The 18,911-nt window shown below is 40.1% G+C and carries 19 protein-coding genes; 5 read left to right on the top strand and 14 right to left on the bottom strand.

Features of this window, described 5'->3' with window-relative positions:
* Positions 1-8: 8 nt before the first annotated feature.
* The 3 genes from H580_RS0121095 to H580_RS26480 all read right to left on the bottom strand — a co-directional run bounded on the left by H580_RS0121095 (position 9) and on the right by H580_RS26480 (position 2,961).
* Entirely contained in the window at positions 9-608 is a 600-nt protein-coding gene (locus tag H580_RS0121095; RefSeq protein ID WP_028596551.1) for a DUF2087 domain-containing protein, read from the bottom strand.
* 161 nt (positions 609-769) lie between these two features.
* Entirely contained in the window at positions 770-2,716 is a 1,947-nt protein-coding gene (gene abc-f / locus H580_RS0121090) for a ribosomal protection-like ABC-F family protein (RefSeq protein ID WP_028596550.1), read from the bottom strand.
* A gap of 101 nt (positions 2,717-2,817) precedes the next feature.
* Entirely contained in the window at positions 2,818-2,961 is a 144-nt protein-coding gene (locus H580_RS26480) for an RAxF-45 family protein (protein ID WP_169449390.1), read from the bottom strand.
* A 226-nt stretch (positions 2,962-3,187) separates the two neighbouring features.
* Here H580_RS26480 and H580_RS0121080 point away from each other — a divergent pair, with 226 nt between their 5' ends.
* Positions 3,188-4,069 carry an aminoglycoside 6-adenylyltransferase gene (locus tag H580_RS0121080; protein WP_028596549.1) on the top strand — a complete coding sequence of 294 codons (882 nt, stop codon included), beginning with the start codon at positions 3,188-3,190 and terminating at the stop codon, positions 4,067-4,069.
* A gap of 117 nt (positions 4,070-4,186) precedes the next feature.
* Here H580_RS0121080 and H580_RS0121075 read toward each other — a convergent pair whose 3' ends face one another.
* The 3 genes from H580_RS0121075 to H580_RS0121065 form a co-directional block, all read right to left on the bottom strand.
* The gene (locus H580_RS0121075; RefSeq protein ID WP_028596548.1) at positions 4,187-4,882 is read right to left on the bottom strand and encodes a nuclease-related domain-containing protein; all 696 of its coding nucleotides are present in this window, start codon (positions 4,880-4,882) and stop codon (positions 4,187-4,189) included.
* A gap of 62 nt (positions 4,883-4,944) precedes the next feature.
* Complete coding sequence (locus H580_RS0121070) at positions 4,945-5,316, bottom strand: nuclear transport factor 2 family protein (RefSeq protein WP_028596547.1); 372 nt, start codon at positions 5,314-5,316, stop codon at positions 4,945-4,947.
* A 217-nt stretch (positions 5,317-5,533) separates the two neighbouring features.
* Positions 5,534-5,956: a GNAT family N-acetyltransferase gene (locus tag H580_RS0121065; protein WP_036605601.1), complete on the bottom strand. Its 423-nt coding sequence runs from the start codon at positions 5,954-5,956 to the stop codon at positions 5,534-5,536.
* A gap of 260 nt (positions 5,957-6,216) precedes the next feature.
* Between H580_RS0121065 and H580_RS0121060 the strand changes: the two genes are divergently transcribed.
* Positions 6,217-8,217: a terpene cyclase/mutase family protein gene (locus H580_RS0121060; protein WP_028596545.1), complete on the top strand. Its 2,001-nt coding sequence runs from the start codon at positions 6,217-6,219 to the stop codon at positions 8,215-8,217.
* A 59-nt stretch (positions 8,218-8,276) separates the two neighbouring features.
* On the opposite strand, the gene H580_RS0121055 is transcribed toward H580_RS0121060, so the two are convergent.
* From H580_RS0121055 to H580_RS0121020, 8 genes are all read right to left on the bottom strand, one after another.
* Positions 8,277-8,774, bottom strand: coding sequence for a hypothetical protein (locus tag H580_RS0121055; RefSeq protein ID WP_028596544.1), 498 nt, complete (start codon positions 8,772-8,774; stop codon positions 8,277-8,279).
* An 8-nt stretch (positions 8,775-8,782) separates the two neighbouring features.
* Positions 8,783-10,528, bottom strand: coding sequence for a sensor histidine kinase (locus H580_RS0121050; RefSeq protein WP_245583613.1), 1,746 nt, complete (start codon positions 10,526-10,528; stop codon positions 8,783-8,785).
* 11 nt (positions 10,529-10,539) lie between these two features.
* Positions 10,540-11,220, bottom strand: coding sequence for a response regulator transcription factor (locus H580_RS0121045; protein WP_028596542.1), 681 nt, complete (start codon positions 11,218-11,220; stop codon positions 10,540-10,542).
* A 107-nt stretch (positions 11,221-11,327) separates the two neighbouring features.
* On the bottom strand, positions 11,328-12,116 hold the full coding sequence (locus tag H580_RS0121040) for a hypothetical protein (RefSeq protein WP_028596541.1): 789 nt from the start codon (positions 12,114-12,116) through the stop codon (positions 11,328-11,330).
* Between the two features lie 162 nt (positions 12,117-12,278).
* Positions 12,279-12,791 (bottom strand): GNAT family N-acetyltransferase, encoded by a 513-nt coding sequence (locus H580_RS0121035; RefSeq protein ID WP_028596540.1) that lies wholly within the window; start codon positions 12,789-12,791, stop codon positions 12,279-12,281.
* Between the two features lie 138 nt (positions 12,792-12,929).
* Positions 12,930-13,967: a DUF5643 domain-containing protein gene (locus H580_RS0121030; protein WP_028596539.1), complete on the bottom strand. Its 1,038-nt coding sequence runs from the start codon at positions 13,965-13,967 to the stop codon at positions 12,930-12,932.
* A 35-nt stretch (positions 13,968-14,002) separates the two neighbouring features.
* Positions 14,003-15,181 (bottom strand): DUF4179 domain-containing protein, encoded by a 1,179-nt coding sequence (locus H580_RS0121025; RefSeq protein WP_028596538.1) that lies wholly within the window; start codon positions 15,179-15,181, stop codon positions 14,003-14,005.
* Entirely contained in the window at positions 15,156-15,737 is a 582-nt protein-coding gene (locus tag H580_RS0121020; protein ID WP_036605600.1) for an RNA polymerase sigma factor, read from the bottom strand. The genes H580_RS0121025 and H580_RS0121020 overlap by 26 nt, the downstream gene beginning before the upstream one ends.
* Before the next feature lie 311 nt (positions 15,738-16,048).
* Between H580_RS0121020 and H580_RS25050 the strand changes: the two genes are divergently transcribed.
* From H580_RS25050 to H580_RS0121005, 3 genes are all read left to right on the top strand, one after another.
* The gene (locus H580_RS25050; RefSeq protein WP_028596536.1) at positions 16,049-16,399 is read left to right on the top strand and encodes a winged helix-turn-helix domain-containing protein; all 351 of its coding nucleotides are present in this window, start codon (positions 16,049-16,051) and stop codon (positions 16,397-16,399) included.
* Positions 16,400-16,644: 245 nt separating this feature from the next.
* Positions 16,645-17,388: a YiiX/YebB-like N1pC/P60 family cysteine hydrolase gene (locus H580_RS25650; RefSeq protein WP_051217623.1), complete on the top strand. Its 744-nt coding sequence runs from the start codon at positions 16,645-16,647 to the stop codon at positions 17,386-17,388.
* A 64-nt stretch (positions 17,389-17,452) separates the two neighbouring features.
* Positions 17,453-18,697: a hypothetical protein gene (locus tag H580_RS0121005; RefSeq protein WP_028596535.1), complete on the top strand. Its 1,245-nt coding sequence runs from the start codon at positions 17,453-17,455 to the stop codon at positions 18,695-18,697.
* Positions 18,698-18,911: the final 214 nt, after the last annotated feature.

Here is an 18,911-nt window from a genome sequence, read left to right as displayed (position 1 = left end):
ATCTTCGTTTACGACAGAGTTTCCCATCTTGCCCACATTTCTTGAGGGTTCATCACATATATTTCATTTTCTCGAAACATGAACTGATGCATAATGAATTCCCTTCGGATAGTCGCAAAATCGTCATGGAATTGCTTTATGAAATCATTGATCTCCTTCTCACTATACTTACGTCCATACTCTAACTTTGCGACGATATTCTCTAGCACAATAAGCTTCTTCTTGAGCTGTGATGGAAGACTCTTCAATTTGCCGTCGGTAGTGAAGAAATTTCTAATTACAGATTGTTTAACAAGAATGTGCTTCTCATCCATCATATTCTCTCCTTCTTTCACTGATCGGTAAATGAGCTGAACGGTTGCGTTTGCATTATTTTTAATGAAGTAATCATTTAAAGAAAAATATATCGTATTTTTGTCTCTACGCTCATTAATTAAGCTCGTTTCTCGCAGCTTTGCCGCATGATGCGTAATGGTCGCAGGCGTAACGCTTAACTTCTCTGCCAATACTTGCCCATTCAATTCTCCATCAGCAAGCAATATAAGCATTTTGATTCTCGTTGGGTCGGCCAGAGCTTTATGATAGCTAACTATCTTATCTAATTGCATGCAGCATCAGTCTCCTCTATTTAATTTAATAAATATCTAATTAGATAATTGTTAAATCATATGTTATTACATAAGGAACAAAATGTAAACACCCTTGCATTATAATGTCCCATAACATAAAAATGGGGCACGATTTTCTCGCACCCCTAATTGCATATTGATCAGTCATTTGATAACTCGATCCATCTTTCCAAACATCCATCAAGATTGGTCTGCAACTCTTCTTTCTTCCGCCATAAAGTTTCAAGTTGGGCAGCATCGCCGCCTTGATTGAAATGAAGCATTTCCTCATCCACACAGGAGATCTTCTTTTCAAGGGCAGCAATCTCACTTTCTAATTGCTCAAGTTTTCGCTCATGTGAACGAACCTGTCTGCTTTTTTCATCAGCCGCCGTTTTTTTCGTGTTGTCCCGCTGAGCGGGCATTACATGTTCATGCGATTCATGATTACTGGTCAAGGTATACTCTACAGCAAGCAGTTCCGCACGCTTTACCTTAAAATCATCATAATTTCCCTCGTAAGTAGAAACTGCCCCCGCTTTCATTTCCCATACCCGCTTCGCCAAACGATTAATAAAGTATCTGTCATGGGAAATCGCTAGTACCGTTCCAGGAAATTCATCGAGTGCTTCCTCCAAAGCTTCTCTTGAAGCGATATCAAGATGATTGGTCGGCTCATCTAGCATTAACAAATTCGGCTTCTTCCTCACAAGCAAGGCTATCCGCAAACGGGACCACTCACCTCCAGATAGCATTTGTAGTGGTTTAAACACATCCGCGCCATAAAACAGGTATTTGGCCAATACGTTCCGCGCCTCTCCTTCTTCCAATCCACTTTCAGTTCGGAAAAATTCCAGCACTGTCTTCTTGCTATCTGACACTGGCTCCTGCTGAGCTAAATAACCTATCTCTACTCTCGCACCTAGTTCAACTTGACCTTCATCTGGTGAGATCATGCTTTGCAACAGCTTGAAAAGTGTTGTCTTGCCAGATCCATTTTCCCCTAGTAAGACAACTTTTTCACCGTAAAGAAGGCTGCCCTTTGCTTGATCTAGAATCGTACGCCCCTCAAACTTCTTCGTTAATCCTTCAAATAAGATAACCTGACGACCAGAACGTTCAAGAGATGCCAAATCAAACTCTGCTGCTTTTCGCTCTACTATTGGACGTTTTACTATTTCCATTCTCTCCAACGCTTTTCGAATAGAGGCTGCCCGTTTGAAAAACTTCTCGTCCCCTGCGACACGGCCCCATTCCTCTAGTTGACGGATCGTTTCCTTCATTTTCTTAATAATCTTTTGCTGTTCTTTATATTGTGCAAACTGCTGCAACAGACGTTCTTCTTTCTCTTTCATATAGCCGCTGTAATTGCAGTGATACACTTGTGATTCACCGTCTTCTAATTCGATCATCTTCGTCCCTACTGCATCTAGGAAATATCGATCATGCGATACGATTACACATGCACCGTCATAACGTTTAATGAACTGTTCCAACCATTCCATTCCTTTCAGATCTAAATGATTGGTCGGCTCATCTAACAGGAGTAAATCTGGTGCTACAACTAGCTGAGATGCCAAAACCACCCTTGTCTTCTCGCCACCAGACAAGCTGGAAAAGTCTCTTTCGTAACTACTGCGGTTAATTTGTATCCCGTTCGCCACTTGTTCAATAGCCGTGTCCATTTCATAGCCGCCACCCTGCTCGAACTTCTCTTGCATATTTGCATACGCATTCAGCAGCTGCTCCATCCTTTCAGAATTAGTTTCTGCCTCTGGACTAGACATTTGCTGCTCAATCTTTGTCATTTCCTGCTTCGTCAGCATTAAATCCCTATAGCCATAAGCTAAAACTTCATATACCGTCAGCGCTTCGAACTCAGCAGGAATTTGCGGTAAATAACCAATTCGCAAGTCTTTTTTTATCGTCAGCATGCCCTCATCTATAGGCTCATGACCAGCAATTAATTGGAGCAGCGTGGATTTTCCACTTCCATTTCGACCAATGAGACCGAGTTTCTCACCCGCCTTTATCTGGAACGTCACCCCATCTAAAATAAGATTTGCTGCATGGTACTTCTTTATCTCTTTGATATTTACAATTGTCATTTTAGGTTCCTCCTATTGGATGAAGACCCTAACTTGCATGCACAAAAAGAGCCGCGGCAACAAGCCCGCGACCCTTAGGATGATCATGCTATCCGTTGTGGTTAAGGTAGGCGTCTTCTCGCGAATGGTTCAAACGTATAGTCAAATTTGGACAGACTTCTCCCGTTCGCAGAACATGCATGAACAATGCCAGCCATAGCCATCGGCAGCTGGCTAATACGGTTGTTAACCAATGCGTGATTCACCTACCTCACCTCCTTTACGATCAATATTTCCAATATAACACAGAACTTATTTGTGTTGCAACGCTGTACGACATTCCTTTTCCATGCTTCTTGTTACAAATGACACGTGTTGTGAAAGGACATATGAATGCAGTCCGCTAAAAAAGAGGACAACCCACGTCTTAATTAAATAATATGCTATTATGGAAACTAGTACATAACCAAAGTGGCTAAGAGGTGATTCACGTTGAGAAGTGAACAAGAAATGTTTGACTTAATACTCGGTGTCGCCAACAAAGACGAACGTATACGTGCTGTCTATATGAATGGCTCCAGAACGAACCCTAATGCGCCAAAAGATATTTTTCAAGACTATGATATCGTTTATGTCGTTACAGAGACAGAATCCTTTTTAAGAGATGAAAAGTGGATAGACGTGTTCGGCGAACGGCTCATGATGCAAGAACCCGATAAAAATGATCAAGCCGTTGGCATAGAGACTCATTATGAGCGCACATATATCTACCTGATGCTATTCACAGATGGCAATCGGATCGATCTTCGTCTTCAAACGAAAGGAGCTATGCTGGACACTTATCTGGAAGACAGCCTTACTGTTCCGTTACTGGATAAAGACAGTATACTTCCGCCTATTGCTCCCCCGATAGACAGCAGCTATTATGTTAAGCAGCCTACAGAAGCAGAGTTCATGAATTGTTGCAATGAGTTCTGGTGGTGTCAACAGAACGTGGCGAAAGGAATTTGGCGAGATGAACTTTCGTATGCAAAACATATGTACGAGCTCACTTCCAGAGCACCTTTGGATGAAATGGTGTCGTGGTGGATCGGTATGAAGTATGATTTCAAAGTTTCTACAGGCAAAATGGGAAAATACTTTAACATGTATCTTCCAACTGAATATTGGGAAATGTACACAGCAACTTATTCAAATGCGAATTACGAGCAAATGTGGGACTCTATTTTTGTGACGTGTGAGTTGTTTAGAACATTAGCCCAAGAGGTGGCTGCAGCCTTTTCGTATACATATCGCTTGGAAGATGATACGAATATGACTGCCTATCTCACACGAATGAGAGATCTACCAGAAGCCGCACAAGAGATTTATTAATGCAAGGGCAGCATGAACCCTTGCATTTACGAAAACAGAATGAGCCCTTATCTCACAATAAAGCCCCAACAATGCCATCAAATAACTACTGTAGGCGTGTTGGGGCTAACTTGATGTCTATTTAGAATCTGGCTTCAAAGCCGCAACATGAGCGGCTCGTGTCTTTGGATCAGTTATGTTACCAGCATGTATAGCTTCATAAATGTGTTGTATATTCTCATGCAAAAGAAGCGGTTCACCCTTTGTTACTTTGAGTCGATTTAACTTCCGGTTAATAAACTCAGACAACTCGACATCATACACCACCAACTCATTTGATTCGATCTTGCGCAGCTCTGGGTCAATAGCAAAACGACAGCGCATCGTAAAAGAAATGATGGAGATGTAAAGTACATTAGAATCGTTATCCAATAACCCTTCTAAGGCTTTAATATGCCCATAGTTTTGCATGAGAGGGTTGTACATTTTAAACCTACGACTTACCGTCCAATATTTCTCCGACTTGCTTCCTTTTATTTCTCCCTTATAGTTTTTCGTTTCAATAACAAATAAGCCGTATGGCGAGATGATAATGTGATCAATTTGAGCATAACCAGTGCGTGACTTGTGATTTCGAATCATAACATCGCTTACATATCGACAATCCTTTGGCAACTGATCCAGCTGAAGGTTAATTTTATATTCACCAATTTCGCCAATTTGTTCAGATCCAATCTTTTGTTTGTTACGAGCCGTTTTTTTAACAGTAGTTGTCACTTGTTTTGTATTTTGTTGCTTGATAATTCCCAATAAGCTTAAAAGTTTCTTTAGCATGTTTATCCGTTCCGTTTCTATTAAGTTAAAATAAATATAAATTACGCATGTTACGCCTCTGCTTAATAAGGACAATAATGCTCTGCTTGCGACTGAAACTCTTTAAGTTGCGAAATTTTATTTTCAGCCGTAAAGGAGATAATAGATACCCCATTGAATTGATGCTCCACATCCTCATGGACACAATGAAAGTACCATTCTACAACTGACATATCATTTTGATGGATAAATTGCTTAATGCTCCACTCTACTACCGTCCCCTGTGAATTCCAATCCGCAAACCATTGTTTTACTTGCTCAATATCGAGATATTGTGGACCATAGCACTCACTGTAAATGATGTCGGAGCTAAAAATCTCATCCAATATAGTCGCGTCTTTATGTAACCAAGCCTTGAAATAGCTTTTAATTATCTGTTCTCTCTCGGAAAACATGATCGGTCAGCACCTCGCAACCATGTATATACTCCCTGTAATACTCTTACTTTCTCACTACCAATTACAGTCGGTGGCGGCGTTGTAATTGGTCAATAGCAGGAACCGTAAAACAAGCTAAACGGTCAGGTAATTCATTGAGACTAAACCATTTCATATCTGCGATCGCCCCGTCTACTCCATATTGTGAGCCTAAACCAGCCGTACGAAAAGCCTATTACTCTATTACCATGAACATCCCTGTCATGCCCGGCGAATAGTCTTTAAAGCCGAATTGTTCATAGAATGGTTCTTTCCCTTGTGATGCGAATAAGCCAACAAAACCAGCTCCAACACAATGATAACGGATATAGTTCATCAGTTTTTCCATCACTTGTTTGCCTATGCCTATTCCTTGATACTCTGGCAATATGGCAACATCTTGTATGTAATAATACATTGCTCCGTCCCCGACAATTCGTCCCATGCCGACCACCTGATCATCACACACCACAACTACAGTGTACACAGAGTTAGCAATTGATCGCTCTGTCATGTCTATATTAACGTTCCCCCAGCCAACTGCTTCCCATATTGTCTTATGTTCTAACACGGTTGGACGACGCTCGATGATCTCGTATTGTTTTTGTTTGTTTAGCATTTATGAACCACCTATTCTCCGTTTAGTTGGGTGGTCGCTATCGATAACAACCACCATTATGAGTTGAAATTGTAGTTAGCATGCTCCATGTTGCTCGTCCCCCTTTTCAATTTTAATTTTAATTTATAAATTTAAGATAAACAATAAATTTTACCAAGTTACTTTGTTGTGTAAGTATTCGAATAGGACAGGATGAACATGAATATCGTCAATAAAGATGCAGAAGAATTTTTAACCATGACTATTGGGGGGATGAAGCAATGAATGGAAGAGCGGACATTGAGGCTGGAATCAATCGTCTCATTCAACAACTACTGATAACCCAAGCTCCTGATGGCTCATGGCGCTTTTGTTTTGAGAGTGGGACAATGACAGACAGCTATATGATTATTATTATTCGCGTACTGCAGCTGGATGAGGAAGAGCTGGTGACGCAATTAAGCCAGCGCATTGTATCGAAGCAGCATTCAGATGGCTATTGGAGCGTATATCCGAACGAAACGAATGGCAATGTATCAGCTACAGTAGAGGCTTATTATGCTCTTCTCTATTCTGGAACGATGAAAAAAGATGATTCTGTCCTATTAAAAGCAAAGTCATATATACTAAGCAACGGTGGGATGCAGCAGGCTAACAGTGTGTTAGCAAGAACGATGTTAGCAGCCACAGGGCAGCGCCCATGGCCTCGCTCCTATACGGTGCCTATAGAATTTCTGCTGCTTCCCGAATGGTCACCAATTCGTTTTTACGATATTGTAGGTTATGCCAGAGTACATATCGCCCCTATTCTTATCATGAGCAGTCTCCCGGATGCAAAAATACCTGAAGGAGCTCCTGATCTTTCCGATTTAATATTGCCAAATAGAAGTTGGGAAGATGAGACGCAAAGCTACAATCATTCGGACGATATTCAACAACCACAGCACTTGCAAGACGATTACTACCCATTTGACCTCTCAAATTTCCATTCAACTTATGACTTCGAGACACGCTTAGAAGAAGCGAAACGGTCTTTATTTCAAAATATAAAAAGAGAATTATTTCAGCTGCTACCTTCTCCACAATCGGTTAAACAAGAGGCTCGAAATAAAGCGGAAAGCTTCATGCTGGATCGAATTGAGCCTAATGGCACGCTGTACAGCTATGCAAGTGCTACCTTTTTGATGATATTGGCTTTACTCGCACTTGGCTATGATCGGAAACACCCCCATATCATCAAAGCTATTCAAGGGCTCAAATCATTCGCATGCCCTTCAGATAAACATTGGCATATTCAAAATTCACCACCCACCATTTGGGATACAGCACTCATCAGCCACGCCTTGCAGCAAGCAGGTTTACCCGCCCAGCATAGTGCCATTCGACGAGCAGGCATCTACCTACTCTCGCGCCAGCAGCATAAACTCGGAGATTGGCAGTTCCATAACCCGAATACACCACCTGGGGGTTGGGGATTTTCAGATATTAACACCATCATTCCTGATATCGATGACACGACCGCTGCCCTTCGAGCTATTAAAAATCTAGCCTGGAGCAGCTCTGCTTATGCCGACGCTTATGACAAAGGGCTTCAGTGGCTCTTGTCGATGCAAAATGACGACGGCGGTTGGCCAGCATTTGAGAAGAATACGAATAAATCGATATTAACATGGCTGCCTTATGATGGCGCAGATGCTGCACTTACCGATCTATCTACTGCTGACTTAACGGGGAGAACATTAGAATATTTAGGAAATACAGCTCAGCTTAAGCAGGAACATGTCTTTATCCAACATGCTGTAGATTGGTTAATAAATCATCAAAAGCAGGACGGTTCGTGGTATGGGAAATGGGGAATCAGCTATATTTATGGCACTTGGGCTGCCGTATCAGGATTGGCAGCTGTAGGTGTTGATGCTTCTAACCCATCTCTACTGCGGGCAGCACGGTGGTTATCACGGATACAAAACCCAGATGGAGGATGGGGTGAATCATGTGAGAGTGATCGCAAAAAAACATATATCCCGCTCCAACAATCTACACCTTCCCAGACAGCGTGGGCCTTGGATGCACTTATTGCTGTTTCTCCACAGCCAACTGAAGAAATAGAACGTGGAATTAAGGCTCTGCTCAATATGATTCATTATCCAACTAAGCATGCAAATACGTATCCAACTGGTGCAGGACTACCGGGAAATTTCTATATTTATTATCATAGCTATAACTACATCTGGCCTCTTCTAACACTGGCCAATTATAAACGAAAATACTCGTCCTATTGAAATAAAAAAGGCTGCTATCGCAAGGAAAAGCGCAGATAGCGGCCTTTTGTAGACTGAGGCTATTTAAGTGTAATATTTTGTTTCCAAGTTAATTCTTCCTTATCATCATTACGGAATACAAATACAACTTGGCCATGTTCACCCTTCATTTTATCATCATATGTGAACCCAGAATATTGACCATTGCCACTTATATAAAATCCATCTTCTTCTCCAGTCGCTCCGTTCTTAAACGCCTTTTCGTATGTGCTTACAATTTGATGATTATCGGATATCCACTTCATTTCTGCAAGTGCATATCCTTCAGGAACTTGTTCAACGGTAAAGTAAAACATGTTCCCTTCAAAACCCTCTTGTTTAGTCTGGTCGATGATCATCAAAATAGGTACCTGCTTAATAGGTGATTGCGTTCGTTCGTTCTTTACTTGTTGATCTACAGGCCTTTGTTCAGCGGGCGGCGAAGCCGGAGTTCCGGATTGTGCTGCATTCCCACATGCGCTCGTCAACAGTAATATAGCGGCTGCACTACAAACATAAAACGATGTTAATTTCTTCATCTGTATCATCAACTCCCATTATCGAGCACGATGCTGTCACTCTTCTTCAAACTAAAATAAAACATAACGCCCTTACTCGTATTTTTCACCCCGTAATCACTGCTATGGAGCTCTAGAATATGCTTAACCATAGCAAGTCCAAGACCCGTACCACCTAATTTTCGATCACGTGAACGTTCCACTCGGTAAAATTGATCCCAAATCCGATGCATGTCTTCTTCGCCAATGGACGAGCCTTCATTCTCGATACAGGTCATTATTTGACCAGACACTGTTTCATACATATTGATTCGAATCATACTTTGTGCTAGTCCATGCCGAATAGCATTGCTCAACAAATTCACAATCACTTGCTCGATCCACTTAGGATCAGCATATATAAGTACGGAAGCTTCTCCATTCATCTGAACCTGCAGCCGCTTACTTTCCAATTCCCGAGTAAAACAAGCACACACTTTATGCACTAGCATTGGAAGCTCAATTGTTCGAGGTGATAAACGAATGACTTTGGCCTCGAATTTGGAAAGCTCCAACATTTCCATAATTAGCACGTTCATGCGATCTACTTCATTCAGTATTAAAGATAAATAACGCTCTCGCTTCTCCTCCGCCACGTCATCCTGTAAACCTTCTGTAAACCCTTTTACAATACCCAAAGGCGTCTTAAGCTCATGCGAAATATTCGCGATTAGCTCTTTACGAAGCTGTTCTAGGCGTTGTTTCTCTATCATATCATCCTGCAATTTAGCATTCGCTACTGTAAGCTCATATAAGGCAGTATCCAAATTCCGCGCCATCGTATTCATACTCTGGGATAGTTCACCGAACTCATCTTTTGAATGAATAGCAGATGGTACAGTGAAATCCAATTGTGCCATACGTGTAGCTGTGTGGTTTAACGTCAGTAAAGGTTTCGACACAATTCTAGAGAATACAAAAGACAGAAACATAACAAGCAGCAATATCGGAAGCGCCAAATAAATCATATATTTATCGAGTATCACCACTGCCTCACCAACGGGTTGTAGAGATGTCAGTGCAAATAAGTAACCTTTATTCTGCTCTACGTTAGAAAATGGCAATGTCACAACAACATACTTCACACCGCTCCAAGGATCCATCCATTCCGACTGAATAGGTTCTCCATTTTGCATACGAGACTCATTCTGATCTGCTCGTATCATCCAATCCCAAAGTGCATCATTTAAGAGCGTATCTTGGTAATAAGGATTATATAAGTGCTGCTCAGGCAGCATCATCTCAACAATTTTCCCTTCTACGCGGACTAATCCTTCTACTAATTCAGATTGTTGTGATTGAAATTTGACGGGTGACAAGATGGTTGATTGTTGATCCATAAAAATACCATCTACTGTAAGATTATCTCCGATGTGCAATCCTTGAGGAATATCTTTCATCGACATAGCTTCAATTTGAAGCCGAAGCGTGACCAATTTAGTTGGAGTTTGAAGTTCAATAAAATACGGGTTTATTCTAATTCTATTCATCTGTTCATCTAGAATGGCTATACTTGCACTCGTTTCATTTGAGAACTGTCCAAGCAAATAGGAAACCTCACGTTCACTAGCGGGCCCCTGTCCATACTGCTTACTTAATTGAATCATACTTTGTTTCAATTCACTAACTTTGAATTCGCGGTAATAACGTTCAAAGAAAAGTCCCTGAGCTAGCATGATTAGCATAAATATAATGGCTATTAAGGCAGACGTCGCAATGAAAAGCTTGCTAACCACACCATATTTTCTCATGGCTCAAGTTCGAACTTATAGCCTGCGCGAATAACGGTACGAATATATCGCCCTTCATTTCCCAGCTTAGCTCGCAACTTTTTGATATGAGTATCTACAGTACGCAGATCTCCGAAGTAATCAAATCCCCATACCGCATTTAAAATATACTCCCGCGACAACACCGTAGCCTCATGCTTGGTCAGAAATAAAAGTAGTTCATATTCTTTTGGAGATAAGTTGATGATTTCTTCTCCTACAAATACCGTATGTGAGCGCTTGTTGATAGAAAGTTCGCCATAGCTCATCACATCTCCTTCACGACCGATCGATCCTTCTGATCTTTTCAGCAGTGCCTTCACACGGGCAACCAGCACTCTTGGGCTAAATGGTTTCGTAACATATTCATCTGCACCTAGTTCATATCCCATCACTTGATCATCATCTTCCGTTCTAGCCGTAATAATGATAATAGGCACATCCGACTTCTGACGAATGCGCCTACACACAGTCCAGCCGTCAATTTCAGGCATCATTATGTCCAACACAACCAGATCCATAGCAGCCTGCTCAAACATCTCTAACGCCTGTCTTCCATCCTCAGCTTCGTAAACCTTCCATTGCTCTTTCTTGAAATAATCCGTTATAAATTCGCGCATTAACATATCATCTTCAACAAGCAATATCGTTCGGAACATCGTTACACTCTCCGCATCCCCTAATATTGACCATTCCATTTTATTGGATATGGGAGATGCATGTCAAAATTACAACTGCCTGCAAGTTAACAGAAACCACTACACTTTTATTTCAAATTGATCGCATATACAGCAATTTTAGTTCCGAACTGACTAATCCACATTTGACCATCTCCGATCATAACTCCTTCAGCATTAACAAATACACGGTCTATTTTTTGTGCAAGAAGTTTTTGTTTCACTTCTTTATTTATAATTTTGTTGTATTTTTTTATAAATTCCTGTTTTGATTTGATTTTTGTAGTCTTACCATTTTTATTTACATTCAATGGATAATCAATCATCCCCGCTACCGCTTTTTTGTTGTTGGCAGCTACTTCTTTTTTCAAATTGTTAAAAAACTGAGCAAATGCTGCTGGGTCATCAATACCCGCTACCTCATATGGATTATCAAACGTGTTGATGGAGTATACGAGCATTTGATTGTTAATTTCACTCACCCACATGACACCTTCACCAATCATGTAGCCGTATTGATTATGGAATGTATGTTTCGCTTTCTGCTTGAGTAGCTGTTTCTTTACATCGCTAGTAATAATACGATCATATTTTTGTATAAACTGTTCCTTTGTAGAAATCGTTATTTTCTTACCACTTTTAATTACAATTAATGGATAAGACATCAGGTCGGCTACATCTGTATGGCTTTCTTCTTTTACTGCTTTCTGCAAACTTCCAAGGAAGGATTCAAATTCCTTTGTCACTATATTTGTTTGAACGATGGACTTAGTTGGTGCTGGTGCTTCCGTTTTCGTAGTTGTCGGTTCGGCCCATACTTGATTTACCAAAGTGGTTGCGGCAATGGCCACACTGATGAATAATGCTGTTTTTTTCATAATGATGATACCTCCATTTCGTAGTTACAAGCAAAGTATAGAATGCTCATGTGACCGACGTGTGTACACGATGTGATGATTAGGAGGTATTTTTGCATTAGATACAAAAATGCCAACCTCCGCAAAAGGAAGCCAGCATTTGGATGTTTGTTTATCATTAGGTTATTCGAATGATGAACCGTTCATCCATTCAGATCGAAGGATCGACATAATAGCTAAAGACTCAAATTTTTCTCCATTAAAGAAACCGTCGCGCAATGTTCCTTCATAAACAAATCGGACAGATTCGTATACATGGCGTGCACGTTGGTTATCCTCTTTAACATCCAACCAAATCCGGTGCGTATCAGTATGCTCGAACAGCCACTGAACCATGCGCTTCATTGCCTCTTTGCCATATCCACAGCCTTTTACAAGTACAACAATTCGTTCGATACAAACTGATTTATTAGGATTTAATAGGCCCGTTATTATCATATATCCAACCGGATTTCCTTGCTTATCTTCCAGCATGACATACAGAACATCTTCGTCCATCAACGCAGTTGTATGCTGTTCAACTGTCCACTTCCCAATAAACGGAGTATTGGTCGAATCACTTTCAATATCGATAACGAATGCCAGATCGGCAAGCTCAGTTCTACGTATATTTAACAATTCAGATGTAAGCTGCATCTTAGACTCTCCTTTGACTAAAACAATAGTTCCATTATATCCTTGATAGCAGCATGAAAAAAGCGACCGTCTCATTTGTGAGTACGATCGCTACGTATGTATCCATATCAATTTCCAGTTTTACTCGCTCTGCACATTCTATGAACTCGCTAACGACACTTTATATTCAAGCTCAGGAATGTACTTTTTATCAACTTTCCCCTTTCTAGGATCAGTTACCTCAAATACATATGGCTTGATTGTTATGGTTTTAGGTGTCGATTTAAAAGGTGAGTAGACATAGTTAAACTTGTATTCGCCATCCTTCTGGGCCCTAGCACCACCTAGACCAAACAAGAACATACCTTTCAAGTTGTGACCTTTTTCATCTACGATATCAAAATCCATTTGGATAAGCCCTTCATTGCGTTCTCCCTTTTGACCTCGATACTTTTGCGGTAAATCTTTCATATCTCCCATTCCCGTAAGATCGATATAGGTGGCAAACGAACCTACTTCCAACTGCTCGAGTGTTAATGCAAAGTCTCCATGTGTTTTTGTTATATTCGGTGAGATTATTGTGCTTTTTTCTTTACCTTTAACAGCTGCTTTTAAGGTAAATGGCTTCTTTACCTTGCTGAGCGTCGCTTTAATCGTAAGTTCAAATGTATCGGGAAGTGACTTGTAGGCCCCTAAGTGTGGGTTAGTCCGATTCGTAGCAGTTTGGTATTTTAAAATAACGCTATTAGAATCTTTTCCAGGCCTGTGGGAGCCACCTGAAAAACGAAATAGTTCGCCATTGATATACACTTCTACATCATCCAGAACGCCTTTTTTGGAGTAGTCCGTTCGGCCATTCGGCAGTGGTTCTCCAAGGAGTGATTTGGATAGATTACTCCCCCCTGAACGATTCAGCTCCATCTCAATTTGCCTACCATCATGCTTCACATTTTTCACTGTAAGCGTAATGCCATCTTGGGTATTACTTTGCTGCTTCGCTGAAACGGCTTGTAAAGTCGAATTCTTGCCATGAAGTTGTTCAGCAAACGATTCAAACCACTTAGCTTCCTCCGAAGATTCAAGTGCTGATGCGTACATCTGTCCGCTGGTCCACAGCATACCACTAATTAATACAGCACCAGATAGACCTAAAGCTGTTTTCTTTATAAATGAGTAACTTTTATCTCGTTTTATCATTGCGTTATCTCTCCGTTTCCTATGAACGTGATAAGTTATTTTGGTACAGGAACCGTAAACTCAAGCTCAGGAATATACTTTTTCGTTACGGTATGGTTGGTTAACGTAATCGCCTCATACAAATATGGCTTGATCGTAAGATGCTTCGGCTTATCAGAGAAAGGATTGTACATAAAATCAAGGTAGTAGATTCCCTCATAGAAGTTAATTCCTCCACCCATTCCATGATAGCTCAGACCTTTTAAGCTGTTTCCATGCTCATCCACGATATCTGCGCCCAGATTTAGTTTACCTTCGTAGTAATCGCCTTTTGGAGCTCTATATATTTCTGGAAGTGCTTCAATTTCTCCCTTACCAACGAGCTGTATACGAGTTGTAATAGGCGTGAGCTCTACTTGCTCTAAGCTTAGACTAAAGTTACTATAAGTGGACTTCATACTTGGCTTTAGCACTATATTTTTTGTATTCTTCTTGACAGGCACAGTCATAGAAAATGGAGTCATAATTTCTGTCAATGTCGCCTCAATTGTCAGATCGAATTGGTCTGGGAAACGCTTAATTGTAGTATCCATTCCTTTCACAGCACCAGGTGACAACACAGGGCGTGCATCGTTAAATTTGACAATAATCGTATGGTCATTAACTGGGTGTAGTGAGGTTAGGCTCATAAATCGTTCTTCACCGTTCACTTTAAAACGAATATGATCTAACACGCCTTTCCCCGCTCCAAACGTACGGCCATCTGCATCAAACTCACCAAGGAACGTTTCTGTAAAGCCTTCTCCTGATCGTTCAAGAACCAATGAGAGTCTACTTCCATCATAAATCATTTCTTTTGCTGCAAGCGTTACTCCATCATGCGTTACACTTTGTTGAAGCGGTGCTACCAGATTTTTTTCTACTGCCCGTTTCAAACCAGCATCATTATGATTCTGAAATACACTTCCGATGAGTGGGATATGTTTCAACGCTTCTGCCATAACTGGTGAGACAAATCCACTCCCCAATAATATTCCGCCTACCACAGCTGCTACCGTAGTACCAATAAGGGCTTTTTTCCATATGTTCGTTTTTTTACGCCCACGCTTCTCTCCTATCTTTTTCATAATTTCATAGCTATACGTATCGACTGGCATTTGCGTCTCTCGAACGAGACGCTCGACATGCTTCACCCGGGTTTCCGCTAACTTATCCTGATTCGACCAGCGCTCCATTCATCGCAGCCTCCTTATTCGCACTTATCAATTTCTTGCGTATTCGTTCATATCGCTTCCGTATCGCTGCTGGATTGCTGTCCATAATGTCTGCAATTTCATTAAAATTGTACTGTTCCACTGCTTTTAACAAGAGCACATGTCTCTCTTCTATAGAAAGGCATTCCAGCATCTCATCGATCATTTGCTCATGGTGATTCGCATAGGTCGGCCGCAGCACAACTTCCTGTTTGTAACGAGAAAATAATCGATTCCAGCGACTTCTCTTCTTCATCACGTTCAAACTATGATGATAAGCAATCTTGTTCAGCCATGCGGAAAAGGAAGTCTGCTGCTCGTACTGCTCGATTTTGTCGTAAGCGATAATAAAAATTTCTTGCAATACATCCTCTGCTTCTTCTCGATTTTTAAGGAGATAGCAGCAGTATTGATAGATTTGTTTTTCAAAGTGTCGAATAATATCGCCATAAGCTTGATGGTCGCCAGCTTTCACTTGTTCAACCAGCCATTCGATATGCTGCTTGCTATCTTTCTCCCCGGGGATGAGATGTGCCAAAGGACCACCTCCTTGTTTATTTACTATATATAACAATATGAATAGGTCGATTTGTGACATTGGCGAAAAAGCCAATATATATCAACTCTGTCATTTCTAATTTAGTTGACAAATCCTCGAAATTGAATAAAATGGGAACAATCGAATGATTTTCTATTCTAAAAGAACTTTAATGCTCCTCTTCTTTACTCTCTAATTTAGTTTAGTAAACCTTCTAATTTTTTAATATCCAGCAATTCGTGCAGTTATTTATGATACCCGTAACATTTAATGTACAGCGCTCATAACGCTATCTTTTCTCTTGAAAGGAGGTGTTTGCCATCTCATTTGATACTCGTTTAATAGCTACATTAAAAAATGACCGCTCTATTGATATTGCACGCGGACTAATTACCACGAATGAACAAGGACAAATTGAAATGTTAACTCCTATTGAACATCGATTGCTTCAGCGTTTATTAATGAGTCCTAATCAAGTGGTTTCAACTACGATTTTGATTCAGTATGCTTGGGTTACCGATACAGATCATGCTGAATCAAATAAGTTGCATGTTTATATAAAGAAATTACGCAGTAAGCTGGGCGAAGATTCTAGCAATCCAGAATATATTATTAATGTGCGTGGTGCAGGATATATGTTTATTTTAGATACGATTAACTAGTTTTTTTACATTAAATGGTTCTTGTGTTTAAAAATTTAAAGTTGATGTCAAGCTCGCATAATTATAATATATCATCAACCATTTAATAACTTTAATAGCTTCAAATGGTTATTTCATCTATCCTTGCGAGGTGATTCTTTATAAGAGAGAAGCGGTAAAGAACTACAATTTCGTCTGTGCTCCAAGAACAGTCAAACAAATAACTACTGCTATGACTACTATTAAACTTAGAAGGGATGCTGTATATGAAAAGGAAATTAATGATGGGTCTTGTTTGTTGCACTATGCTATTATCTGTACAAGGTTTATCTTACGCTCAACCATTAGCTAACGAACAAAAAAATGCGGAAACAGTCTTTTCCCCTGAGCTTACTACAAATTTAAAAAAACAAGGACTCAATGAAACAGATATTCAAAGGCTAAAAGAGATCTACAATCGTGATTTGGAATATGCAAAAAATCCCGAAGCCATCTTGGCGGAAGACCGTCAGGAGAAAGAAGTTGCTGATGTGAAGAATGAATTAAGAAACAAGCAAATCACTTCTTTTTCCAAATCTTTAGGAACCTATGGGGATATACTTGTGTCGTACGATTATAGCTGGGGAGGCGTGAACGTTGCCTTAGTTGGTCATGCCGCAATTGTAAGTAATAATTCATCCAAAACAGTTGAATCTAAGACAGGAGATGGTGTGCAGTTTCGAACGAATGATTGGGGTGGCAGATCGAAAGTCTATGGTTTGAGTGTGAAAGGAGCAAGCCTTGCCAAATATAGAGCCGCTGCTACATACTCGGAGAGACAAGAAGGCAAGCCATATAACTGGGTACTTGTTAATCCATGGAGAACCGATCAGTTCTACTGCTCTCAATTAGTATGGAGAGCTTGGAAAGAACAAGGCATAGATGTAGATTATCTAAAAGTTGATCCTATTATTTCTCCAATGGAATTAGTCAAATCAAACAATACCAAAATCTTTCACCACAGAGGATAGCCCCTGATCAATGAGTGAGGGAGCTCCCCCTCCTTTACTCATTATCCCTATTAGGAGGAAGCGTATGATTACAAAAATGAGTTCTAAAAATAGAAGATTTTTCTTCATCTTTCTTTCATTCCTATTCATGGCCATCATAATTATTTTCTGCATAAACATTTCTCAAAGCAAACAAGATACTCTCTTAAATATGAAGTCATTTACTACAAAAGAATCTGGCGTTTTATCACTTAACAAATCGGATTATATTGTTTCCTACTCTTCCATATTAGAAAAAGGTGCCCAACTTCTAACTTATGATAGCAAAGGCAACATACATCAACAGCAAGATCTTAAAGCCGGGCAAAAAATAGATAATGCTGTTAAATGGAATGAAGTCATTTATTATCTTTCTGAACGAAGTAACCGCAATTATAGTTTTCAATCTTCTGGTGAAATTTATTCCTTTTTTGGACTTCCCGAAATATATGGAACTGACCGTGGTTTAGGGTACACTTTTATCCGTGCAGATGCAGACTACATGTTTCTATCTTTAAATATTGGCTCCCATCCCGACTTTTCTCCAGATCAATATAGTAATGCATTGATTTATTGGAATAAAGAAAGCGAGAAACAGAATCATATTCAATTAAGAGGCTATTTATTTTCGTTATTTGTCAAAAATAATAAGGCTTATGTCATGTATGACGATTCCGATCAAGAAAAGTTAGGTATCTACGTTATTGATTTGGCTACAAATAAACTTGTACAAGATTTCCCCATTTCAAGTCAGAATCGCAACAAAGTTGCAAGTGACCGATATTTTTACACAAGTACGCTATATCATGGACAATGCTGTGTCTTGTTCCATGATCAAATTGCGGTTACTCTGGACGATGGAAATGGAAACCCACAGATTGCACCCGTAATTCGCTTTCTCGATATATCCAATGGCACTGTTAAATACGAAATAGAGCTTCCAAGCGGCTTCTTCCCGCTTATTACCGAAGTTTATCTAGATAAATTGTATGTATTTGATCTCAGTGGTAAAGTAATCGTTATTAATAGAAATAAAGAAATAGAGCGCGAATATGAACTAGAGCAATCCGAAGCATTCAAACAAAAGTTAGCTGATAACGAAGGTGTAGTTGGTCATATTATGAAGCATAAAGATGAAGTTCTTGTTTTATATGACTTTATCAAAGAAAAGCCGCTAGACCGTAATAGAGAAATTCATCGCTATGACCTTCTAACAGGGAAATTAAACGCTGTCACACCTCTTACATTTAAGTCAGAGCGAGAGATTGTTCACTTCTTCCCACTAGATTAATTTGCTCAAATGGTGTACTACTATATCATACTTCGAGCCACATGCACGGACAAATGCTTTATATATCTCGTAAAGAAACCGAGGGCTCCCCTTCGGTTTTTTCTCATCTATATACGATACCACGAGATCTCCAGCAGCTGACCAAAACGGTAATACAATTAAAATACGTGTACGGTTGGAGTAGTCGTATTTTGATTCGTCAAATACAAATCAT

Source organism: Paenibacillus assamensis DSM 18201 (genome assembly GCF_000422445.1).
Classification (GTDB): Bacteria; Bacillota; Bacilli; order Paenibacillales; family Paenibacillaceae; genus Paenibacillus_B; species Paenibacillus_B assamensis.
This window is presented reverse-complemented; position numbering and strand designations above follow the sequence as displayed.

Bases quoted from the DNA above. Each gene is read 5' to 3' on its own strand.
- H580_RS0121075 (WP_028596548.1), bottom strand. From the start codon at position 4,882: ATGCTAAAGAAACTTTTAAGCTTATTGGGAATTATCAAGCAACAAAAT.
- H580_RS0121065 (WP_036605601.1), bottom strand. From the start codon at position 5,956: ATGCTAAACAAACAAAAACAATACGAGATCATCGAGCGTCGTCCAACC.
- H580_RS0121025 (WP_028596538.1), bottom strand. From the start codon at position 15,181: ATGGAGCGCTGGTCGAATCAGGATAAGTTAGCGGAAACCCGGGTGAAG.
- H580_RS0121060 (WP_028596545.1), top strand. From the start codon at position 6,217: ATGAATGGAAGAGCGGACATTGAGGCTGGAATCAATCGTCTCATTCAA.
- H580_RS0121055 (WP_028596544.1), bottom strand. From the start codon at position 8,774: ATGAAGAAATTAACATCGTTTTATGTTTGTAGTGCAGCCGCTATATTA.
- abc-f (WP_028596550.1), bottom strand. From the start codon at position 2,716: ATGACAATTGTAAATATCAAAGAGATAAAGAAGTACCATGCAGCAAAT.
- H580_RS0121035 (WP_028596540.1), bottom strand. From the start codon at position 12,791: ATGCAGCTTACATCTGAATTGTTAAATATACGTAGAACTGAGCTTGCC.
- H580_RS25650 (WP_051217623.1), top strand. From the start codon at position 16,645: ATGAAAAGGAAATTAATGATGGGTCTTGTTTGTTGCACTATGCTATTA.
- H580_RS0121030 (WP_028596539.1), bottom strand. From the start codon at position 13,967: ATGATAAAACGAGATAAAAGTTACTCATTTATAAAGAAAACAGCTTTA.
- H580_RS0121005 (WP_028596535.1), top strand. From the start codon at position 17,453: ATGATTACAAAAATGAGTTCTAAAAATAGAAGATTTTTCTTCATCTTT.
- H580_RS0121095 (WP_028596551.1), bottom strand. From the start codon at position 608: ATGCAATTAGATAAGATAGTTAGCTATCATAAAGCTCTGGCCGACCCA.
- H580_RS0121070 (WP_028596547.1), bottom strand. From the start codon at position 5,316: ATGTTTTCCGAGAGAGAACAGATAATTAAAAGCTATTTCAAGGCTTGG.
- H580_RS0121045 (WP_028596542.1), bottom strand. From the start codon at position 11,220: ATGTTCCGAACGATATTGCTTGTTGAAGATGATATGTTAATGCGCGAA.
- H580_RS0121040 (WP_028596541.1), bottom strand. From the start codon at position 12,116: ATGAAAAAAACAGCATTATTCATCAGTGTGGCCATTGCCGCAACCACT.